The 21,925-nt window shown below is 49.2% G+C and carries 16 protein-coding genes; 3 read left to right on the top strand and 13 right to left on the bottom strand.

The features are described 5' to 3' along the window. The 5 genes from Q0W37_RS03825 to coaD all read right to left on the bottom strand — a co-directional run bounded on the left by Q0W37_RS03825 (nt 1) and on the right by coaD (nt 4,027). On the bottom strand, nt 1-420 hold the full coding sequence (locus Q0W37_RS03825) for a hypothetical protein (protein ID WP_297698931.1): 420 nt from the start codon (nt 418-420) through the stop codon (nt 1-3). A 121-nt stretch (nt 421-541) separates the two neighbouring features. Then, entirely contained in the window at nt 542-1,483 is a 942-nt protein-coding gene (locus tag Q0W37_RS03830) for a hypothetical protein (RefSeq protein ID WP_297698933.1), read from the bottom strand. Between the two features lie 19 nt (nt 1,484-1,502). Continuing rightward, nucleotides 1,503-2,465 (bottom strand): adenosine kinase, encoded by a 963-nt coding sequence (locus Q0W37_RS03835; protein ID WP_297698935.1) that lies wholly within the window; start codon nt 2,463-2,465, stop codon nt 1,503-1,505. Continuing rightward, nucleotides 2,465-3,364 (bottom strand): rhomboid family intramembrane serine protease, encoded by a 900-nt coding sequence (locus Q0W37_RS03840; protein WP_297698937.1) that lies wholly within the window; start codon nt 3,362-3,364, stop codon nt 2,465-2,467. The genes Q0W37_RS03835 and Q0W37_RS03840 overlap by 1 nt, the downstream gene beginning before the upstream one ends. Before the next feature lie 156 nt (nt 3,365-3,520). Further along, nucleotides 3,521-4,027, bottom strand: a complete 507-nt coding sequence (gene coaD / locus Q0W37_RS03845; protein ID WP_297698939.1) for a pantetheine-phosphate adenylyltransferase — start codon at nt 4,025-4,027, stop codon at nt 3,521-3,523. A 244-nt stretch (nt 4,028-4,271) separates the two neighbouring features. Here coaD and Q0W37_RS03850 point away from each other — a divergent pair, with 244 nt between their 5' ends. Together Q0W37_RS03850 and recA are read left to right on the top strand one after the other, a co-directional pair. After that, nucleotides 4,272-4,856: a CinA family protein gene (locus Q0W37_RS03850; RefSeq protein ID WP_297698941.1), complete on the top strand. Its 585-nt coding sequence runs from the start codon at nt 4,272-4,274 to the stop codon at nt 4,854-4,856. A gap of 40 nt (nt 4,857-4,896) precedes the next feature. After that, a complete protein-coding gene (gene recA, locus Q0W37_RS03855; RefSeq protein ID WP_297698943.1) occupies nt 4,897-5,994 on the top strand; it encodes a recombinase RecA in 1,098 nt (365 codons plus the stop codon). Between the two features lie 210 nt (nt 5,995-6,204). Here the strand turns inward: recA and Q0W37_RS03860 are convergent, their stop codons facing one another. The 8 genes from Q0W37_RS03860 to Q0W37_RS03895 all read right to left on the bottom strand — a co-directional run bounded on the left by Q0W37_RS03860 (nt 6,205) and on the right by Q0W37_RS03895 (nt 20,657). Further along, nucleotides 6,205-8,973, bottom strand: a complete 2,769-nt coding sequence (locus Q0W37_RS03860) for an FISUMP domain-containing protein (RefSeq protein WP_297698945.1) — start codon at nt 8,971-8,973, stop codon at nt 6,205-6,207. Between the two features lie 49 nt (nt 8,974-9,022). Next, nucleotides 9,023-10,189, bottom strand: a complete 1,167-nt coding sequence (locus tag Q0W37_RS03865; RefSeq protein WP_297698946.1) for a hypothetical protein — start codon at nt 10,187-10,189, stop codon at nt 9,023-9,025. 71 nt (nt 10,190-10,260) lie between these two features. Beyond that, complete coding sequence (locus Q0W37_RS03870) at nt 10,261-11,226, bottom strand: DUF6175 family protein (RefSeq protein WP_297698948.1); 966 nt, start codon at nt 11,224-11,226, stop codon at nt 10,261-10,263. Nucleotides 11,227-11,262: 36 nt separating this feature from the next. Further along, nucleotides 11,263-12,786 (bottom strand): FecR family protein, encoded by a 1,524-nt coding sequence (locus Q0W37_RS03875; protein ID WP_297698950.1) that lies wholly within the window; start codon nt 12,784-12,786, stop codon nt 11,263-11,265. 9 nt (nt 12,787-12,795) lie between these two features. After that, nucleotides 12,796-15,438 carry an FISUMP domain-containing protein gene (locus tag Q0W37_RS03880; RefSeq protein WP_297698952.1) on the bottom strand — a complete coding sequence of 881 codons (2,643 nt, stop codon included), beginning with the start codon at nt 15,436-15,438 and terminating at the stop codon, nt 12,796-12,798. 46 nt (nt 15,439-15,484) lie between these two features. Beyond that, a complete protein-coding gene (locus tag Q0W37_RS03885; protein WP_297698954.1) occupies nt 15,485-16,465 on the bottom strand; it encodes an FISUMP domain-containing protein in 981 nt (326 codons plus the stop codon). Nucleotides 16,466-16,475: 10 nt separating this feature from the next. Beyond that, nucleotides 16,476-17,993, bottom strand: coding sequence for a hypothetical protein (locus tag Q0W37_RS03890; protein WP_297698956.1), 1,518 nt, complete (start codon nt 17,991-17,993; stop codon nt 16,476-16,478). A 57-nt stretch (nt 17,994-18,050) separates the two neighbouring features. Continuing rightward, nucleotides 18,051-20,657, bottom strand: a complete 2,607-nt coding sequence (locus tag Q0W37_RS03895) for a fibrobacter succinogenes major paralogous domain-containing protein (RefSeq protein WP_297698958.1) — start codon at nt 20,655-20,657, stop codon at nt 18,051-18,053. A gap of 172 nt (nt 20,658-20,829) precedes the next feature. On the opposite strand from Q0W37_RS03895, the gene Q0W37_RS03900 reads away from it, so the two are divergent. Continuing rightward, complete coding sequence (locus Q0W37_RS03900) at nt 20,830-21,744, top strand: PD-(D/E)XK nuclease family transposase (RefSeq protein WP_297698959.1); 915 nt, start codon at nt 20,830-20,832, stop codon at nt 21,742-21,744. The last annotated feature ends 181 nt before the right edge of the window (nt 21,745-21,925 follow it).

The following is a 21,925-nucleotide window of genomic DNA, read 5'->3' on the forward strand; positions in this document are numbered from 1 at the left end:
TTACTTCATGATAAGCCACATAATCAGGAGGCCGATTCCAATGCCCCCCAAAAAAGAAGACGACGTCATCATCGCAGCGGCCCTGCGGTCTTTATCGTCATTTTCTTTTTTCTTTTCGTTTACGCCAATCGAGACACTCAGGGCCTGAGCGCACATTTCGTTATCTTTCTTGACCGTATTGTAGCTTTTTTCCCAGTTTTCGCTTTTCGCCTTTTCGGAATCAATAACGGCGCGCAAGGAATCCTTTTCAAGAGTACAGGCGTCATTTTGCACCTGCATTACACTATCGCGTAGGGCGATTTCCTGTTTCAACTCCGTTTCCGCAGTCGAAGTCTGAGAAGGCTCTACAACATCTTCGGCCAAAGCGACCGAACCACAGAATGCAAGAGAAAGTACAAGAATCCTAAACAAACGCATCATAATTCAAATATACAAAACACAATGAATAATGAAAAATAAAAAATGAATAATGCCGTTAAAAACATTATTCATTCTTAATTGTTATTTTCGAATTTCGAAATCCGAATTCCGAACTTTTAATTTACCTCGGTAATTCGACCTGCTTTTTCCAGCGGCCATCTAGCCCCTTCACGTAGTAAACTCCGGGCACAAGGGGTTCACCGGCTTTCACCCTGGAACCGTCAAGTCTGCGAATCTCGCGAGACTCCCCAAAAATACGCGGAGCCATTTCTACCCTGCCGATAGCCGTAGATTCCTCAGAACTGCTGCTTTCTTCGGCTTCCGAAGAACTCGATTCAATTTCAATCTTATTGACATCCATCAAGACGCTACGGAGAACCTGAACCTGCACCTTGGACACCGTATCAGGAATACCCAAAGCCTTGATCACCGCCGCAACCACTTCAGCGGAATCAAGGCGATTAGACATCGCCGTGTAAGTGTTGATGATAACGTTATCTCCGTCGGGCACGTTCTCCTTATACAAGGCAAGAGCGTTCCAGGTTTCAAAATTGAATTCGAACGTTCTGGACACCATCAGCTCTTTCGACGAGAACGAAAGTTCATCCGGGAATTCACCCTTCCTGATCGCCAAGACGTTGTACGAATTAGACGGATCAAGACCGGGAAGCTGGTTGATGTTCACATCCATAATCAGCGAACTGTAACCCGTTTCCAAAACCGAGCCCCAGGCTTTTTTAGAAGAACTCCATTCGCCAAAACGATAATCAAGACCGCTCAAAGCGCTGCAGGTTGCCGTAATGGAATCCTGAATTTTCAGATTCGCGCCCGCAAACAGGGGCTTTACCGAATTGAAATCCTTATGGCGAACCGTCTTTACCGAATCCGCCTCCTTGAAATCCTTCGAACCATACCAAAGCGTTTCTTCAATATAGGCAAGCTTCAGATTCACCTGCGGTGTTTTCGATGTCGGCAAAGAATCGCAGATATTGCGGATGTACGTTTCGTCTGCAAAGGAAAAAGCCATTGCAGCCAAAACGACTAAAGAGATTTTTTTGAACATTTTGATTCTCCTTTTTATTTTATCCTCTTACGGCAAGAATGCGCTTCCAGCCGTCTTCAGGAATCTGGGCACCCATCACCTGCACCACCTCGTTCGAGACAGCACTACCGAGGTTACCCGAACGTTCCATATCCCAGCCATTCATATAGCCATACAGGAAACCCGATGCCCACAGGTCACCAGCACCCGTCGTATCGATTGCCTTGGCAGGGCCCGCCTGCACATGCACCACCTTGCCATCCTTTGCAATCAGGGCACCGCGCTTGCCGATTTTCACAACAGCGACCTTCGCCTTCTTCGCAAGCACATCGAGAGCGGCATCTTCCTTGACACCGGCATAGGCAAAAGCTTCGTCTTCGTTTGCGATAATGATGTCGATCATCTTGCCCTCAAAGAGTTCGTCGAAAGTCTTGCGGCAAGCATCAACCACGCCAAAGCTGCTAAAATCGAGAGCGGTTTCTACACCGAGGCTACGGGCCAAGGTGAACGACTTCTTGAAGCAATCGGCGTTGAAGGCACGGTAGCCTTCAGCATACAACAGACCCACGCCATCGTAAAGGGCCGGCACAAAGTCTTCGCTCGAAAGGAAATCAGAAGCACCGAGGTAGGTCCACATGGAACGCTGTGCATCGGGAGTCACGGCAGAAAAAACACAACCCGTAGCGGCATCCGAAAGACCGAGCTTCGATTCCACGCCGTTATTCTTCAGGTGTTCCTGGAAAAGCTTACCGAGTTCGTCATCGCCAATCTTCGAAATAAAGGCGGCCTTGCCACCGAGGCGAGAAAGGCCCACCATGGTATTGCAGGTAGAACCACCCGGCACGCGAAGGGGCTTATCGAGCGCCCCCAGGAACTTTTCCATCTGCGGCCAGTCCACCATGTTCATGCCACCCTTCTGCACGCCCTGAGCTGCAATCCAGGCATCATCTACGTTAGCCAAAATATCAACAAGGGCTGCGCCCATACCTAAAACTTTCTTCATTAGAAGCCTCCTCTGCGGCGGCGCAACTTTTCGCTCGCCTGTAATAGAAATTGACGTTCGGACTCGTTCAGCGAATTGATTCCATCGCGGTTGACTTTTTTCAGGATTTCATCCATCCGCTTGTTTTCATCCACATAAAAAACTTCACCTTCGATAGCATTCGTATCGGAATTCGATTCCGCCGAACGTTCGCGAGTTTCATCGGCAGACTTTCCACCCGGATGCACCGTAAACTTGGGGCCGCGGAATTTTTCGAAAGCCTTGCCAATGTTACCAAAGCCGCGTTCATAGAAATGCATATAGAGGAACCCGCCCACGACACCGCCCAAATGAGCGAGGTGCGCCACGCCGTCCCCGGAATGAGCCATGAACACATCGACCGCGACCATGAACCACATCGCGTACTTGATTTTCATCGGGAAAAAGAAGAACATCAGAAGCATCCGGTTCGGAAAGAACTTGTAGTACGCCACGAAAATTCCCATGAGCGCACCGGACGCACCAATAATCGGGCTATTCGTCATGCCAAGCCAGAACATGACTAGGCTGAACACTGCGGCAAAAATTCCGCAGAAGAAATACATTCCCGTAAAATGTTTCGGCCCCATCATATCGGCAACTTCGCTACCGAACATCCAGAGCATCAGCATGTTAAAGAGGAAATGCCAGAAATCCACATGCACGAACATATAGGTGACAAAGCGCCACGCCTGCTCCGGGGCAAACGGCCAGAAGGCACCAAAGTAGGCAATGTATTCGGCAATGCTGCCATAACCGAGGCCAGGCAAATTCAGGTGCAGCCCGAGAATCTTGCCACCAATAAACGCAAGGCCGAAAACGACCGCGTTGCTAATCAGCAGCACCCGAAGGACTTTAGGTAAAAAACGGAAGGGTCTCATAGGAAGTAGACAGTGGTTAGTAGTTAGGTTTCAGGAATCAGTTTTTTCAGCTGTCGTCCTGGAGGGAGCACAGCGACCGACGGGATCCAGGGTGGGATGAGCTGTAAGGTCCCTGAGCCTGCCGAAGGGCCGACGTGAACGAAGTCGAAATTATCTCTAGTTAAAGTCATAGGCAATTAGTAAGGGGATTACATCGGCAGGGACGTATTTAGCGAGGATTTCCTTTCCTTCCGCATTTTTCGCAACGCCGACTTTCAAAAGTTCACGCACCACGGTGCTCGACACCATCAAGTGTTCAGGGGAGCTCGACAGGAAAACCGTTTCACATTCCGGGTAAAGCACCTTGTTATTCCAGGCAACCGTCTGTTCGTATTCCACATCGGCGCCATTACGGATTCCACGCACCAGATATTTCGCCCCGACACGTTTCATAAAATCTACGGTCAACCCGCCAAAAGATTCAACCTTTACGTTCGGAATTTTTTCAACGGCCTTCTTTACAATTTCGACCTTAGCCGATTCCGAAAGCAAATATTTTTTGGATGCATTCACCGCCAGCAGGACATAAACTTCGTCAAACAGCGCGCAGGCACGTTCCACGACATCCAGATGTCCCAAGGTAAACGGATCGAACGACCCGGCAAACACGGCGATTCTTTTCATACTATAAATATAGAAAAAGAGGAAGTTGACGGTGGTTAGGAGTATGTCATCCTGAGCGGAACAAAGTGTAGTCGAAGGATCTCTAGCTGAAGTGGTTAGTGTTTGGTGGTTAGGGATTAGGTATGAGGTCGGAGTAAAGCACCTTCATGGAACAGGATTTTTTATATTTTTTTCAGCAAATTGGATTCTATGTCATTTTATGACACATTTTTTATGTATATTTGGTAATGTCAAAGGGAAAAACATGGTACGCAAAACGACAATCAACTCCAAAACCGAACTCGATGAAATCGAACGCTGCGCAAGCATCGAAACCATCCGTGAAAAGACCCACGAATTGGCAATCGCCATTCAGAAGGCTCTTTTGGATCGCGGCGAGATGCTTTCCACCGCCGAATCCTTGACGGGCGGCCTCGTGGCAAGCCACATTGTCGATATCGCAGGCAGTTCCGCCGTATTCGCCGGAGGCGTTGTCGCCTACCAGAACGAAATCAAGGAACACGTTCTTGGCGTTCCCCATGCCATTCTCGAAGAAAAAGGCGCCGTTTCCGCCGAAACCGTCCTGAACATGGCCGAAGGTGCTCGCCAAAAGTTCGGTTGCGAGTGGGCAATCGCCACCTCCGGAATTGCAGGCCCCGGCGGCGCCGAACCCGGCAAACCTGTGGGTACAGTGTGGATAGCTGTCACCAATAGTTTGCAAAATGAAGTTTTTTGTAAAATTTTCGCAGGAAATCGCACTGAAGTGCGCGAAAAAAGCGTGTATAGTGTATTGAGCAAGCTACTTTTTTTGCTGAATAACCAAAAAAGCACTTGCACAAGTGAACACTAATTGTTATATTTAAAAACGAAAAAACAAAATGGAGTCCAATATGGCTAAAAAAACAACAACCCCGACTAGCAACCTTTCCGCAGACAAGGCCAAGGCAGTAGAAGCCGCCATCGCCCAGATTGAAAAGAATTATGGTAAAGGTTCCATTATGGCACTCGGCCAGCAGCCTGTCGAAGATATCCCCGTGATTCCGACCGGATGCATCCAGCTCGACATGGCTCTCGGCGTGGGAGGTTTCCCCCGCGGCCGTATCATCGAAATCTACGGACCCGAATCTTCCGGTAAGACGACCCTTACCCTGCACGCCATTGCCGAAGCCCAGAAGCTCGGAGGTGTCGCAGCCTTTATCGACGCAGAACACGCTTTTGACGCCGTCTACGCCCGCAAGCTCGGAGTCGATATCGAATCCTTGCTCGTTTCCCAGCCGGACACCGGTGAACAGGCCCTCGACATCGCCGAAACCCTCGTACGTTCCGGCGCCATCGACATCATCGTCATCGACTCCGTGGCAGCCCTCGTTCCGCAGGCAGAAATCAACGGCGAAATGGGCGACAATCACGTCGGTCTGCAGGCCCGCCTCATGAGCCAGGCCCTGCGTAAGCTCACCGGCATTCTCTCGAAGTCCAACACCTGCATGCTGTTCATCAACCAGCTGCGTATGAAGATCGGCGTCATGTTCGGCAACCCCGAAACGACTACCGGCGGTAACGCCCTGAAGTTCTACGCCACGCAGCGTATCGACATCCGCCGCATTGCCGCCATCAAGGACGGCGAAGAAGTCATCGGTAACCGCACCCGCGTCAAGGTGGTCAAGAACAAGGTTGCAGCACCGTTTACCCAGTGCGAATTCGACATCCTTTACGGTTGCGGCATTTCCCGCGAAGCTTCTATCCTCGACCTCGCTACCGAACTCGACATTATTCAGAAGAGCGGTTCCTGGTTCAGCTACAACAACGAACGCATCGGCCAGGGTCGTGAAAACACCCGCCTGTTCCTGAAGGACAACACGGAACTCTGCAACGAAATCGAACAGAAGATCCGCGAAAGCATGAAGGACGTGGAACTGTTCAAGCTGAACGAAGGTGATTCCATCGAAGCTGACGACAGCGAGACTGTGAGCGTCGAAGAAGATGCTTAAGGCGAATCCTCTAGCGACTAGGCTTTAAGCAACTCATCCGACACTTCGACAAGCTCGGTGCTACACTCCGACCAGCGAACTTGCGAAGCTTAAGATCCTTCGACTTAGACACTTCGTGTCTTCGCTCAGGATAACACACCAAACCTTTCTTCCTGAAAAAATAAACCCCGACCTGTCCTTTAGCCATTGGGATTGGTCGGGGTTTTCTTATTAATCCTTGAAACAGCGGACCGGGAACATATAATCTTCGGGATTTCCTCCTATAATAGCACTATCCCTGTACAAAAGGAACATCATCACATAGCCACTAGATTCATTATGGTCAGTGGACCAAAATCCAGTTATATCAGGATCATGGAAAGAGTATGGACATGTTTTATCAAAATAAGAACAATGTTCAGTACCCCATCCCGAAGCAAGCGCACTAAAGCCATACGTGTCCAAAGCGCTGTCAGAACCCGCAAAGCCTTTCGCCTGCATCGCATAAGGGGAATCGCCCATATAACCATACAGAGTTTTCCATTCATTTTCATCAGGAATATGCCACCCCTCAGGGCAAACGCCGCGGGCCGGTTTTGCCGTAACACGGCATTCAGTTCCACTCGACAGCAGACAATCCACGCCTTCTGAATATTCTAAACCAGCGTCTACAGCGGCATACCATTTGTAAAAACGTCCATATATTTCGCAGCTATCCGAACCACATCCATTAGCATAGCTATCAGAATACACCACATGCGGATATTCATAATTCAAATTCTCCGCCATGACGACTTGGTTACCTATGGTTTCAATTCTGTACGTCTTACCGTCTCGTTCATCCACAAGCGTTCCGGAGTTCTTCTCGATATCGAACACCCAGCCATCAGTTGTGCAGGTATAATAAGAAAGCTGATCCTCTGGAGAATAGGATTCCCCCTCATTGTAAGAAGCACACCCCTTATGTAAATCAATCTCGTCCACGTCGGCATATCTGAATGCACCGTTGTCGCAAACATACATTTTCCCTGAAACACGACCCGTTTTAAGGGCACTGTTGCTATAATAGCCGCCCGTCTTACAAGAATCGCGGGATTCAAAGGTGTCGTTATAGAGTTCGGAGGCTTTTTCCCAGCTTCCCCTGCAATAGTAGTAATCACCCTTATATTTAAAGGTTGAGTAGCCGTTTTCTAGGCATGCGTACCCGCCATCCACTTCGTGCACAAAAACAGAATCCAGGTATGTCCCAAGACGCCAATTGTCATTTTGATAGACATACGTAGTCGCGGTATTTATGATGCCATTACGCACATCGCCGTCGTCAAAATCGTGTCCCCAGCCCATCGTATCTTTTTCAATATCTGTAGCCACACGCCATTTTGCGCTGTCGGCATCCACGCAGATAAAGCGGATTGAACCACCCTTGCCGTTAATAGCCGCATAATCAGGCGCATTGTAGTTGGACTTTGCATTCGTCACCTGTTTCACATACCCCACCGGGGTCGAATCAGAGCCGCACACGCCAAGACCATTTTCGACACTCGCGAACCGGCGCATAAACTTTTCAAAGTGCGGAACCTCTTTCGTAAGTCCCCAGCCCTCCACATTGCTACGGTACAGAGCCAGTTTCCCTGCATCATCCCCCGTGGTCACCCAGTCGGCAATCGTCGCCTTGACTGCGGCGGCACCGTTTCCATTCCATTTTCCATCCGTTTCCATATCCCCCGAGACGTCTGTCAAGAGCACCGAAAGGTCCGTTTCGCTCGAGTCCCTCTGCAGCAAGATGGAAATGGCGAGGAGCGCCGCATCGGCATCGGTCTTGCCAAACACATCCAAATCTTCGGATTCGCCCTTGAGTCCCGCCGTATCGAAATGGAACTGCTTGAAGATTTCCCCCTGAGCCTGTTTCTTTGCTGCACGGACCGTCATATTCTTCTGCGTCACCAAGTTATATACGCGGTCCTTTTCAAGGTGTGTCAGCAGGTTAACGTTTGCGGACTTACGCATAAGCATATTGGTGTAGGCCTGCAACTTGATATTTGTCGCGGTAGGCTTTCCCGTCACCTCGTTCCTGTACTTGCCATCCACCACAATTAGGGCATATTGGCTCACAAGGTCACGCGACTGGAACCGGTAACGTCCGCTGTCGCTCGTGATGACGCTCGTAAAGTTACCGTTCGTCTGTTTGAGGGTATGCCCGTCGGAAAGTTCATAAAGATAGACCGAAGAACCCTTGAGGAAAGGTCCCTTCTGCGAAAAGCCCGTCAAAGTATCCAGCGAAATCGCAATTTTTTCGGAGTCGAGTTCCAAGGTATCAACAATATCAGAGCCACCCTTTGTACCCAAGTTCAAAACAACGGACTTTTCACCGCACTTGATGGTCACCGTGGAATCGGTCTGTTCGACAATAGAGCAGCCTGTTCCGGTATCACCCTTATCTCCAGTTTCACCTTTTTCGCCCTGCTCGCCCGGGTCGCCTTTTTCACCTTGAATTCCCTGTTCACCCTGCTTACCCGTTTTTCCCTGTTTTCCTTGTTCGCCCGGAATCCCTTGCTCCCCCTGGATTCCCGGTTCTCCCTTTTCACCTTGAACACCTTGCTCGCCGGCATCGCCCTTGTCGCCTTTCTCACCTTGAATGCCTTGAGCGCCTTCCTTGCCGTTGTACACAACGCCGATGGAATCCCCGTTACAGATAATCTTTAAACCACTCTTGTCCTTGAGTTCCTTGGTCTTGCAGGAAAATTCATTGTCAGAGGTATCTTTGACAACCGTCGCAAACCACTTGCCGTCCACGCACACGCGCACCGACGTTTCACCCTTCACGAGCGCCTGTTCGCCCTCGTTGTCCTTGGTGCACTTCGGCAAATCCTTCACCGACGACACCACATCCAAACCAGACGAGGCTACTTCGACAATTTTTTCGGTTGTCCCCTGCTCACCGCAAGCAGCGAAAAATATAAGTGACGGAATAATCCAGACGAGAGAAGGGAGGCTTTTCATAATTCACCTTTATCCCTAAGGAGGGAATTTTTCTTTGAACGGGAATTTTTTATTTAACAAGATCCACTATTTGCGAAGCCGAAAGCTTTGAAACCGCCTTTACATGGGCCGCTTCCGCATCACGACCCACACCTTGGGGCTGTTCCACCAGCTCATTTTCGCCATACCTTAATTTAATCGTCGCACGCGAAGTGCAAAGACTACGGGAAGAATTCATCTTGTCGCTGAACTCCAGCGAAGCAGAAATTTCAGGAAGACCAGCACGGTCCACAATGGAAAGCCCTGCATCGGTCAAGAACTTCTGAAGCGCCCCACATTCGGCCGGGGCACCGCTACACACGAGGCGGAACGACTTGCCCGTTTTCTGAGCGCCGTAGCTAACCGTCTTGTTCTGCAAAGCGGACTGGCGAACAAACTTAAAGTTCATATCGGCATGGACCGTCACCTCACCCGCCGGCTTCAGCTTTTTCGTTCCCTTCAGCTTGAATGTAGCAACGCCATCGGCTCCGGTTTTTGCATTCAAGACGTCTTTCTTGTCTTGGGAGAGCACCAGCGGAAAATTCGCAATCGGCCCCGCAAAGTCAGAAACCGTAACACGCAACATTCCATCTGCCTCGGAAACTTCAAGATTCACCGTCTGCATCGACGAAATCAAGAATTCCGTCAACTCGCCGAGCGTCGATTCCAATCGAAATTCCTTCGGAACTTTCTGCACATACGAAAGATTTTCAAGCAGTTCGTCGTAGGTGCGAGCAAGTTTTTCAAGGACAATCATGTCGCCTTCCATCTTGCGATAGTCGCGGTCAAGCATATCCAGGCGAATCAGGGAATCCTTCGACTTCATCTGCGACCGAGCCTGCTCCAGGTCCAAGAGGATCTTGGATGCAAGCTGATCCAAATCAACGGAAACCGTAGATTGAAACATTCCGTTCTTCTTGGGGCCGACTTGAACCTTCGCGCCTTTCAAAAGAACGTTGGTCGAAACGGATTTTTTGCTATCTGCAGTCGATTCGATTGAACCATCGGCGTTTTCAACCGTATGAGTTTCAAACGAGGACTTCACCTGCGCACCCACCTGCAGGGCAACGCCCTCAAGCGCTTTCTTGTCAGCATCTTTCTGCGACACCTTGGATGTCGCCGTGTAGGTAACGATGTTTGCGGCAAGCGCAAAACTCGCCGAAGCCAGCACACAAAAGATTGATTTCAACATTTTCATATTTACCTCTGAGGCATACCCCCTTCAAGTTTACTTCGGCCCTTCGGCAAGCTCAGGGGCCTTATTCAACTTTACTTGATTTCCAGAATAATCAGTTTCTTGGTGATATTCTGCTTATGGACCTTGGCAAGGCCAGCAAGGCCCTCGACAAATTCGCCATACACCATCTGGGCGTCTTCGAACTTGTCCGGATCCGCATAAATCAACAAGTCGTAGGTGTTACGGCTCATCGAAATCACCTGCATCTTGTTAAACTTCTTGCGAATCTGTAAAGACACGATGTTCGAAATCTCTTCGGCCTGGTCATCGGTGAATTCGCCCGTCAAGTGAGCCACCACCTTGTACTGAACGCCAAGTTCCTGTTGCGCGGCCAGGCGATCGCGGACCTTGTTTTCAAGTTTCACGATAGCCGATTCCATCGCACGTTGCACTAGTACACGCTGCGATTCGTCGCCTTCGTTTTTCATGCGGACCGATTCGCTCGCCAAAAGATTCGCCGTCGAAGCTTCGCTTGCGTTCAGGTCCACCACGATGTCGCCTTCCTGAATGCTGCCCGCATAGGTAATATTGATATCGGCGCCCACAGAAAGGCCCGCCACATACGAAAGATCTTCATCATTACCCGCAATATCGGACTGCAGCTGCACAACCTCATCGAGCTGCGCCTGGCTTTCGAGCCCCACCACCGTATAGCCACGGGAAGTCAAATAGGCGTTAATGACTTCCATAGCCGTCTTTGCCAGCGGATTACGACGAATGACATCGATAGATCCCGTCATCTTACCCGAAAGCGCCGGGCTTACCAAAACCGTAGGGGCGCTGCGGAAAGTCGCATTCGAAAGTTGCATCGAAGGAGCATCAGCGGCACCTGCAGAAGCACCTGTGGCCGACTTGGAAGCCACGGGATCGTCGCCCGGAACCTCTGCATACGCATCATTTGCCCTAGCGCGAACCTCGTCATTGTTATTGGCAGGCGGGCTGCTTGCGCAGGCAGCAAGGAAAGCCGCAGTCATAGCACCGTAAATCAGCTTTTTCATATTCATATTCCTTCTGTTAAAATTCTTCGCGTCCGGTTATTCGTGCGAAAGGCCGCCGCTCTGTTTCAGGCGAGTGTACTCCTGATCGGGGGGCACAACGGAATTTCTAGCCTTTCCACCGGGGTGATTACTCACAAGGCAATAGACCTCGAACGTCTTTTTCGCACGATACCTCTTACCATTCTTAAGCGTCGCCACCACTTCAAAATCGGCGATTTTATTGCGGGCAATCGACACGGGAACCTCATAGGCGAGCGACGTCAAATCGTTAGCATCAATCGTCTTGAAGGGCTTTCCGTTACGAAGAACAGAAATAGACGCCACCTGTCGCAGGTCACCCTTCGAAATTCCGTTCAAGCTAAATTTCAAGTTCGATTTCCATTCCGTTGCGGGCAAATCCAGGTGAACGCGTTCGCTGCGAGGCCCAGAAACCTTCACCGTCAACTTTTCAATGGAACCCGAAGCACTAGCATTATCGGAGGGTTCCGCAGATTCTTCACCATTTGCAGACACCGCAGCATATTCGGCCACCCACATATAGCAAGGCATTTCAATATGTCCGTCGCCGCAGCTAGCCAAGAAGCGCTTGGTTCCGTATGCGGAATCAGCCCATGTAAACGTCCGTTGGTAAATGCCGTTTGCACCGATAGAATCACGTTCGCCCCATACCGTCACCCAAATGCCGGGAGTCGCTCTCGCCGTCAGCGTCACCGACGGAACAAACAGCGTATCGCCCACCGGAGTGGCGCGGAACTGCAGTTTCGATTCAAACGCCTTAAGTGCCGTCGCGTAGGCCGCATCGAAAGTCTTGAGCGTATTTTCAAGAGTCTTTGCCGGAGCATCGGCCGCAGCAACGGAATCGACCACCTTCGAAAGAGCCTCCGTTCCAGAAGAGGCCAGTTTCAAGACCGTTGCATTGCCCTTGTCATCCACAAGTACCGTCTGGTTCTTGGCGATAGCGCTTGTTTTTCCGCTCGCCCCGGTCACCTCAATTTTACCTTCTTTCAACGAGGCAACCGTCTTTCCGTTCACGTTACCCACAAAGCCAGACGTTCCGCGAATCGCAGCCGTTGCAGTTCCCGTCTTGAACTTGAATTCACGATCTTTCTGTTTCTGAATATCAAAGTGGATGCGGCCCTTCGTGATATCGACCAATATCATCTTTTTCTTGCCGTCACGTTCTTCGACAGTGAACATCGCCTCTGTCTTTTCGGAAATTTTCAGAATAGATCCATCGGGCATACCCAAATCGGCTTCGGATTCCTGCCCCGTGCGAATCTTGTCGTTTTCAACCACCTTGTTGCCGACCTGCAGCTTTTTCCAGTCTTTCAGCTTTTTCTGCAAATCAACAGTTCCTGCAACATAACGGGTCTTCGCATTCAAAGAAGACTTGACAGGGACTTCTTCTTCGGTTGTTTCACTTGCCGGAGCGTCCGCCATTCCCTTGGGAACGGGTTTCGGCTCATCACTTTCCTTACAGCCCGAAAGAGCGACAACAGACGAAAGCACTACGGCACCCCAAAGCGCCGAGCACACCATTTTTGAAAAGACATTTTTCATATACCCACCCTATTCAGCTAAATTTCTCACGCAACGGACAGCACATCCATCCGTTTTTTCCTTGGCAGAATCTACCCCGCCCCTGTTGGTTCCAATATAAGCGTTATACGCTTTAGTTTCATATCCGTCATCTTCATCCGTAGTCCACCAACAGGCCGTTTCCTTTTCACTCGCAGACCCCATTCCATAACCAATGCTCCCCGTCCAAGTCGGATAGGCGGTGAACTTGGTAACATTCGTACCCCCTTTCCATTCGGGGAGATTTTTCGCCTTGAAAGCATTCCAGTCTGCATCACAGTTTAATCCATCTTCACATTGGAACAGCTCAATCCATTCCCTAGAATCCGGTATATGCCAGCCTTCCGGGCAAATTCCCTGATGCGGCGATTTAATTTTACCCGCTGCAGTCGCAGAGGCTTTATACCACTTATCATTGATATTCATCGCAGCGGTCCAGGAATAAAGGCGTCCGCCCTTTTCGCAATTTTCTTCGTGTTCGCCACCGGTATGCGTTTCATGCCCATAACAAAGCGTGTTATACATCAAATTGTTACTGCTATCATTAAAGTTCAGGTTTTCCGCCATCCATTGCTGGTTGCCTATTGTAATGACCCTGTACTTGCGCCCATCGCGGGTATCCGTCAACAGGGAATCATAGGAGTCTTCAGGTTCAAAGAAATAGGCCTTCGGATAATCGTAGAAACTCGCCTCTCGCCAGCCATATTCATCGCATACCAAAGCCGTATCCTTAGCCAAGGAATCCCGCCTAGAAACAGAACATGCTTCCTTCAATTTTTCTTCAATAGTGGTAGCATCACGCCATCTAAAGCTATCGCACACAAAGTAGGAATTCTTGTCTATTAACCCCACCCGCATTTGTGCATCTCTTTTTTCCGTACAAATCTTATTATGCGTATTTTCGGCAACATAATTGGAGACTACCGAATTCCAAACATACTTAACCACACATCGCGTATCGTCAGGCAATTCCGGCAGCTGAATTTTTCCATGATTATCGTCAAGACAACCTGGATACACACTTTCCAACACTCTGTTTGCAAACGGACTAGACCAGGTATAACCAACATCCGGGCAATTCTTTTTAGAGGAACAGTCCTCCCTGTACGAGAAACCCGCTTTACGCACACAGACATAGTAATTCTCAACGCCTGCAACAACGGTATCTCGAATCCTGGACGTGCACCCTAACAACAGGGCTTTTTCATCAACACTTGCAACGCGCCAGCCATTTTCCATGGCATCGTAGACATAATAAGCACTATCCGAGAAAATTCCCTTTTTCACTTCGCCATCTGTGCCAGCCTCCCATTTGTAGGTATCCTTTTCAAGATCGCTCGCCAAGCCCCACAAACCGTTTTCACGGCAAATGTAGCGGACATCATTGTCCTTATTGGCCCCGGCTGCGGCCTTGACGATTTCGCCTACATTATTTGCGTTACAGGAGTCGAGCCCATACATCTTGTACCAGAAATGCCTAACATAGGGCTCAAACCTGGGCACAACCAAGGACAAGTGCCAGCCTTCCACATGCTTGCGGACAGAATCGAGTCGCCCGCGAACATCGGCATCGGCAGCCCAATCGGCAATCTGCATTCGCGTAACGGAATCGTTCCACTTTCCGTCTTTTTCCATGTCACTTGCAATTTTCGTTAGAAGCTCTGAAAGTTCCGCCACGGTGCGGTCCCCTTGCAATAGGACTGAGAATGCAAGCAGGGCACCGTCTTCATCGCTAGACCCCGCGATATTCAAATCTTCGGAACTGCTGAAGTTCGACGCATCGATATCCAAGAGAGCAAAAATTTCCTTTTGCGCCTGAATCTTAGCCCTGCGTACCGTATATTTTTCTTTTTTCACCAAATGAATGACACGTTCATATTCCAGGTGCGTCAACAAGTTAATATTGGCCATACGGCGAAGCAGCACGTTTGTCACGGCGTAAAGTTTCAGTTCGGCGTTGGAATTTTCACCCGTCACCTCGTTGCGGTAAAAGCCCTTAGCCTCTAGCATTACGTATTGACTTGGGAGCGAACGAGAGTTGAAACGGAATAGCCCCTCGTCATTCAGGATTTTTCCGTTAAAGGTATTCCCCGTCTGGTTCAAGGAGCGACCATCTTCGAGTTCGTAAAGAGTCACCTTGGAGCCCGAAAGGAACGGTCCCTTCTGCGTCACGCCCGAAATCGAATCCAAAGAAACCGCTATTTGCTCGGAATCAAGAACGTCCTGACTTGAGGAACTATTCTCTGGAACATAAATCGGCAAGACAACGGAATCCGCACCACAAGTGACAAGCACCGTATCTACAGCAGTCTGAGAAACCGTGCAGCCAGCACCCGGCTTTCCATTCGTTCCGTTTTTGCCATTGGTTCCAGATTTTCCATCTTTACCGTCAGCGCCGTCCTTGCCATCAGCACCCGCAGTTCCGTTTAAGACGACACCAACGGAATCGCCGTTGCAAACGATTTTAACACCGCTTTTATTAGCAAGTTCTTCTGCAGCGCAAGAGAACGCTACAGAAGAGGCTTCATCGACCTTTGCAATTTTTTCGGAGGAGTCATCGCCACACGCTGCAAAGAAAACGACAAGACTAAGCGCACCGCAAAGACTAAACAGAAGGTTCGGACTCAGTTTCATGGCGTTTCCTCTAAGCAGATGGTTGGCGACTAATTATGACTCCGTCTTATTTTTTGATGCAACGTACCACAGCAAAATCGGGATTGTCTAAAGCAGCTTTTGTGATTGTATTATCATCCGTAAAAAGCTTCCAAGCGGTATGAGACTTATTTTTGGTAGCTTCGTCAGAAGTCCACAAAAGAGCCTGCTCCGTCAACATTTCGCACATAGGTTCTTCATCAAATTCATCGAATTGACAATAACCAGACGGAAGAACAGACAATCCTAGCAAGTCATCGCCATTATAAACGCTCCAGCCAGATTTAGACTTAAAGTTTTCACCCGCTTCGTCATAGTTGTAATCTCCCGTAGCGTAATAGACGGCAGCATTAAAATCTTCTTCCGTCGGAAGGCGCCAGCCTTTCGGGCATGCGTGTTCTGCGGCTTCATAATTATACATTCTTCCATACTCTTCACAATTGGCATCATCTAAGTCATAACAGATCGTCTTTCCCGCAGACGGGGCATGACGCATATTTTCCTTCGTCCAGCACTTGTCCTTAACAAGGACAGTCTTGTACTCAAAGCCATTATGCGTAAGCGTAGAATCACCGCAAACCCAGCCATCATCACCTTCCGAAGAAGAAGACTTCGGCTTCGTGTTTTCCGAAGAAGTCGGTTCCGCCTTGGTCGACGAGCTGGACTTTTCGTTTCCGCTACTGGGGTTTACGATCACCACGTAGGTCGTGTCCTTTCCCTTGGAGCTGCTCGAACGCACGGACTCTTTTTCCGAAGAAGAAGACTCCTTTGTTTCGGAGCTCGAAACTTTTTCCTTTTCGCTGCTAGAAGATTCGGCTTCGCAGTTCTTGTCGCCATCCTTGCACGGTTCTTCGCTGGAGCTGCTTTCGAGGACTGCCACAGCGTCTTCCATCAAGTCAATGTCATAGTTGTCATAAATGGTGCAACCTGCAAGGAGCAACAGGGCGATTGCTACGGCCCAAAGGGCCCCGCAACGAATCGTTTTCATTTCAAATTTCGAATTCATCATTCGTCCCTCCTTACAAGCTCAAGAAGAGCGTCAAATAGCCGCCCTGTCCAAGGTTCGTGATTAGGTCAAAGCCCGCTTCGACACCGACCATGCCGAAATCATAGAACAGGCCCGAACGGAACTGCATCCATTCCTTGGAATCTTCTTTCGGAATGGCAATAACGGCTGTCTCGCGGAAGCCAAAGCTATTGTAACCCAGTTCAACCTGGCCCACCGGAGCAACGTACACACGCTGTAATCCACCACCAAGGCCCGCGCCAACAAACACGCCTGCACCGAAAGCGGCAAAGTATTCCGCATTGTCGCCAAAGCCCACCTTAATACGGGCTGCCAGCGTCAAATCCGGCAAAATCATCAGCTGACCTTTATCGAGATCAAAGGCTTTGTAGTTCTTGTCGTTGAACGGAGCAAACGCCCCCGTAACGCCTACCCAAGGTGAAACGTGAACGCCGCGACGCTTTTCAGCCGCTTCGGCAAGTTTCGCCTGTTCGAGCGCATAAAGACTATCCTGCACAGCCTCGTCTTCTTCGGGGCCAAAGTCCACGCCTGCGGTATTGCCCTGATTTTCCCAAACCCATCGACCGTTCAAAGAAGTTTCTTTCTGCGGGTAATTTACCGAACCCTTGAACTTCTGCTGCTTTCCGCGTTTCATGACCACGGGTTCGCCGTCAACTTTCACCGAAGAACCGTCGAACTTGATACGGACGGGGCTTTCGTTCACGGGGCCCGCACTGATGCGGCTATGGAAGAGCTTGACGCCATTCAGGTAGTAGGCACTGCGTACCGGCTTGCTGATATCCATGTAAAGCGTCGGAGAACCTGTCGTATCGGTCTTGTAAACCGCGAGGGAGCCGTTACCAGAAAGGTCTGCGTTCAATTTGGCAAGCCTTTCTAAGAAGAACGGGGCAAAGCCTTCGCCATCTTTACGCACCACCATTTCGCGGCAGGTTTCGCCCCATTTCTGGGCGATTTCAAAAGCGTGCTTACGGTGGTTAGGTTCGTACTGAAGCGTAAAGTCGTAATTTGCCTGAAAGCCCTTGCTCAAGGGTTCCAGGTACACACCACCTTCCAAATTCAGGAACTGGTCCTTACTCTGCGCAAAACTGTAAAGGGCGTCGACACAGGCATCGATTTGCAGCTTGCGGTCTTCAAGTCCGCGAGCCGTTTCCATGTGCCCCAGTCGAACCTCGCCCGTGACCTTCATGTACTTTTCTTCGAATGCGGGGAGCTCGACGCGATAGAACGTCCAACATTCGTCCCCCATCACATCGTTAATCGAAACCGTAGCGCACTGGTCGTTCATCTTGGCAATGTGGCTTGCGTCAGACAAAAGGGAATCCAGAGCCTCGTTCTTGTTACCGACCGACTGCTTCAACTTTTCGAGTTCAGCCTGCCGCTGGTGGAAAATTGCCGGGTCCTGCACAAAGATGGAGGCCGACTGCGGCGAAGGGGCATCTTCCCCTAAAGCCACGGCAGCGGGCATCAGGAGCGCCAAAGAGAATAAGGGCAATACAAAATTACTTTTCATATACGAGAATATAACATTTTTTTAGGTTGTTCTACAAAAAAGACTTTACATAAACGCCTATGGAGCATCCTTTACGCAACGGACGGAATAGGCGTTGACCTTACAGTAATTGTAGTTGAGGCCTGAACGGTCCGTCATGACATACCAGTAGTAAGCGCTGGCACCACTGTAAATATGCTCAGTCGAGCTCCAGAATATAGCCCCAGAGCCGACATTACTGTAGCTGCCATCGCAATAGCCACCAGCAGGGAAAACTGATAATCCGTAAGTATCCGTCGCGCCAGACCAATTCACAAAGCCTTTCGCCTGCATCGCATAGGGAATGCTACCCACAGCAGAATCAAGCGTTTTCCATTCGCTGCCACTGGGAAGGTGCCAACCTTCGGGGCATACGCCTCGAACCGGTTCAGTCAGTTCGCAATCCTTGCCGTAGCCGCATTCTTCTTCGGTTTTTCCTACCGCTGCAGCCCAAGTATAGAGTCTACCATACTTTGCGCAGCTATCGAGAGAATCGTTGTAGCAGTAGCTCTGACCTTCTACTTCATAATTCAGATTTTCAGCCATCCACACCTGATTTTCAATCATTATCGTTCTATACTCTGTTCCGGCATCATCCTTTATCGTTCCCGAATTTTTTTCGACATCGAATTTCCAACCGTCTTCGGTACATTTGTAATAGGAGTATTGTCCATCAAACATCACACTTGTGCCATGAATGTAGCTGACGCATCCCCTATTCCATTCTAATTCCGTAGGGGTCACAAGCCTAAACGTATCCGCATCACACACATACTTATTGGTTGATTTCAAATAACCCTTAAGAATCGCGCCATAGCCATAGCGGCCATTCTTTCCCTTTTGACATTCTACAAGTGAATCCTGCGTATCGTTGTACTTTTCAGATTCAATTGGGACCCACTTACGCGAAATACCGCCGTATAACTGTTTCCTGCATTCGTAAAACTTTTTATTATACCTGAACGAAGTCGTATCATCCTTAATGCACGCCGATCCACCATAGTGTTTTTCAAATATGCTATCAAGATCCGTTCCCTGCCGCCAGTAGCCGTTTTCAAAAACATACGTAATATACTGATTCACCTGGCCATTTCTTACATTTCCTGTAGAGAAGTCTTTTCCCCAACCCATGGTGTCCTTCTCGATATCCTTCGCCATTACCCATCTGGCGTTTGGGCTTCCGCCTTGGAAACTACACTTAAAGCGAACATTCCGTGCCGTATCAACATAGCTTTCAGCATAATACATTGAATTCCTGTTCGAAACATGCTTTACAGTTTCCATCGGGACATCCTTTCCACAAACACCTAGGCCTAGCTCAGTCCCATAAAAGGGGCGTGCGAACCACTCAAAATGCGGCACAGAGTCTGAAAGTTTCCAATCACTGACATGCTTGCGAATCTCGACAAACTTACTTCTTGTAACATTTAGAGCTGAATCAGCAGTAATAGCCCAATCTGCGAGTTCAGTCCTCTTCGCAGGATTGTCCCATGCACCATCTTCCGCCAAATCGTCAGCCATTTCCGTCAAGAGCACCGAAAGATCCGTTTCATCACCATCGCCCTGCAACAGAACCGAGATGGCGAGGAGTGCGGCATCTGCATCCGTCTTGCCAAACACATCTAAGTCTTCAGATTCCGTCTTGAATTTGCTCGCATCAATGTGGAACGCTTCAAAAATTTCAGCCTGAGCCTGCTTTTTTGCCGCCCTTACCGTTTTATTTTCCTTCGTTACCAGATGATACACACGGTCTTTTTCAAGGTGCGTCAGCAGATTCACATTGGCAGACCTACGCATAAGCATATTGGTGTAGGCCTGCAATTTGATAGCCGAGCTCGTATTATTGCCTGTCACCTCGTTACGATACTTACCTTCCACTTCAATCAGGGCATATTGGCTAACTAGATTACGTGAGCTAAACTTGTAGCGGCCATCATTACTCGTAATGACACTAGAAAAAGAATTACCCATCTGCTTGAGGGTTCGGCCATCCGAAAGTTCATACAACAAAACTGAAGATCCTTTCAAGAACGGGCCTTTCTGCGAATAGCCCGAGAGCGAATCCAGCGAAATTGCAACCTTTTCCGAATCCAATTCCAATGTGTCACTAGAGGTCGTATCCGCCCCACCCCTAAAATTCAGCGTCATCGTAGAATCGCCGCACTTGATAGTGACCGAGGAATCCGTCTGAGCGGCTAACGTACAGCCAGCACCGTTTTTGCCTTCCTTACCAACATCACCTTTCTCGCCGTCCTTTCCATTTACACCGTTCAATACCACGCCAATGCTATCGCCGTTGCAGATAATCTTTAAGCCGCTCTTGTCCTTGAGTTCCTTCGTGGTGCAACTGTAATTGCCATTATCCAGGTAAACGGTATCGCCCGCCACGAACACCGTATCTTTCGCGGATTCCTTCGTGGCAAACCACTTGCCATCTACACAAACGCGAATCGAGGATTCCCCCTTTACAAGAGCCTGTTCACCTTCGTTGTCCTTGGTGCATTTCGGCAAATCCTTCACCGACGACACAACCTCCATGCCAATCTGGTTAATGTTCGTGACATTTTCGGTCGTTCCCTGCTCACCGCAAGCGGCGAAGAAAAGAGACGAAAGAGCGAGTGTAAAAATAAGGGCGTGAGTTTTCATGTTTCCAAATATAAAAAAGCCAAAAATGAGTCTTTTTCGATTGTAAAAAATTTTTCCGTGAACAAGCTGTTAGTTGCTGCAAACAGTTGTTTGCAAAATTTAGCGATATTGCGATTTCGACTGTTTTATTTGATAGATTTGACAACCCAAGACCTGCAAATGGAACCTTATTATGAACCGAAGTGACTTTTTTGCCATGGTGAAGGATGTCCACCAGCATCCCGAACGCCTCGCCGAATACCGCAAGACTTACAAGAACATTTACCCGTTCAGTGACGGCATTTTCAAGATGCTCATGGCGAACGAGGCCAAGCCCGAGCGCACAGTGAAGTTTCTGAATGCGATGCTTATGCTCTCCGGCGGGAATGCAATCAAGTCTTTTACGCTGGGAGTTCCCGAGAACCCAGGTGTTCTGGACGACAAGTCCGCCATTTTCGATATTTATGGCGTTACTCAAGGCGGTAGCCCCGTTCTTATCGAAGTTCAGCAGACCTTCAACACGCTTTTTGTCGACAGGCTTATTTACTACACTTCCCGCGTCGTTTCGCGCACAGTCAAGAAGTCGCAGGACTACAACCTGCCCCACATTTACGTACTTTCGCTGCTCACCGAGAACCAGTTCCCACTGGAACGGGATACCTACCTGCATCATGCACAGCTCGTGCGCAACCGCCGCATGTTCTACGACAAGTTGGATGTCTATCTTGTCGAAGTCGAGAAGTTCTTCGCCATTGATGACCGCACTCCCCTAGAAAGTCGTGAAATGACCGACCGTGCCGAAATGCTACGTATTTTTCGCGATGTCCTCGAAGAAAAGGAGATTCCTGCCGAAAAGTTGCAGCGGCTCCTTGACAAGGAGTTTGCGAAAGATGTATCTTTGCAAGGGTTCACCGACGAAACGCTTTTGAACGAGGTTGACGGAATGACGGACATGCTTTACGAAAAACAGGGCGCTTACCTGCAAGGGAAAGAAGACGACCGTAAGGAGGTTGCCAAAATTTTGATTGATGCCGGCATCCTTACTCCAGAAAAGGCAATTTTCCTTCTGCACATTAATAAAAGAGACCTTCAATCTAGCGAAAAATAAAGAGCTAACGAGGTTGACGGAATGACAGGAAACAACCTCAAATTGCAAGCGGAACTTGCAAGGGATCGTTAGCCTGTCTTTCGTTTTCAAAGCTGCAACCGGCATCAGAATTCTCGTTAAGTCATGTATTTATAAGAGAACTATTTGACATAGGTAACTTTTCTAACATCTTTTCTTTTAT

It is taken from the genome of uncultured Fibrobacter sp., from assembly GCF_947166265.1.
GTDB lineage: Bacteria > Fibrobacterota > Fibrobacteria > Fibrobacterales > Fibrobacteraceae > Fibrobacter.

Excerpts from the sequence above, each read along its gene's own strand:
- Q0W37_RS03870 (WP_297698948.1), bottom strand. The coding sequence starts at position 11,226 with ATGAAAAAGCTGATTTACGGTGCTATGACTGCGGCTTTCCTTGCTGCC.
- Q0W37_RS03875 (WP_297698950.1), bottom strand. The coding sequence starts at position 12,786 with ATGAAAAATGTCTTTTCAAAAATGGTGTGCTCGGCGCTTTGGGGTGCC.
- Q0W37_RS03885 (WP_297698954.1), bottom strand. The coding sequence starts at position 16,465 with ATGATGAATTCGAAATTTGAAATGAAAACGATTCGTTGCGGGGCCCTT.
- Q0W37_RS03900 (WP_297698959.1), top strand. The coding sequence starts at position 20,830 with ATGAACCGAAGTGACTTTTTTGCCATGGTGAAGGATGTCCACCAGCAT.
- Q0W37_RS03835 (WP_297698935.1), bottom strand. The coding sequence starts at position 2,465 with ATGAAGAAAGTTTTAGGTATGGGCGCAGCCCTTGTTGATATTTTGGCT.
- Q0W37_RS03850 (WP_297698941.1), top strand. The coding sequence starts at position 4,272 with ATGGTACGCAAAACGACAATCAACTCCAAAACCGAACTCGATGAAATC.
- Q0W37_RS03860 (WP_297698945.1), bottom strand. The coding sequence starts at position 8,973 with ATGAAAAGCCTCCCTTCTCTCGTCTGGATTATTCCGTCACTTATATTT.
- recA (WP_297698943.1), top strand. The coding sequence starts at position 4,897 with ATGGCTAAAAAAACAACAACCCCGACTAGCAACCTTTCCGCAGACAAG.
- Q0W37_RS03840 (WP_297698937.1), bottom strand. The coding sequence starts at position 3,364 with ATGAGACCCTTCCGTTTTTTACCTAAAGTCCTTCGGGTGCTGCTGATT.
- Q0W37_RS03890 (WP_297698956.1), bottom strand. The coding sequence starts at position 17,993 with ATGAAAAGTAATTTTGTATTGCCCTTATTCTCTTTGGCGCTCCTGATG.
- Q0W37_RS03830 (WP_297698933.1), bottom strand. The coding sequence starts at position 1,483 with ATGTTCAAAAAAATCTCTTTAGTCGTTTTGGCTGCAATGGCTTTTTCC.
- Q0W37_RS03825 (WP_297698931.1), bottom strand. The coding sequence starts at position 420 with ATGATGCGTTTGTTTAGGATTCTTGTACTTTCTCTTGCATTCTGTGGT.
- Q0W37_RS03880 (WP_297698952.1), bottom strand. The coding sequence starts at position 15,438 with ATGAAACTGAGTCCGAACCTTCTGTTTAGTCTTTGCGGTGCGCTTAGT.
- Q0W37_RS03895 (WP_297698958.1), bottom strand. The coding sequence starts at position 20,657 with ATGAAAACTCACGCCCTTATTTTTACACTCGCTCTTTCGTCTCTTTTC.
- Q0W37_RS03865 (WP_297698946.1), bottom strand. The coding sequence starts at position 10,189 with ATGAAAATGTTGAAATCAATCTTTTGTGTGCTGGCTTCGGCGAGTTTT.
- coaD (WP_297698939.1), bottom strand. The coding sequence starts at position 4,027 with ATGAAAAGAATCGCCGTGTTTGCCGGGTCGTTCGATCCGTTTACCTTG.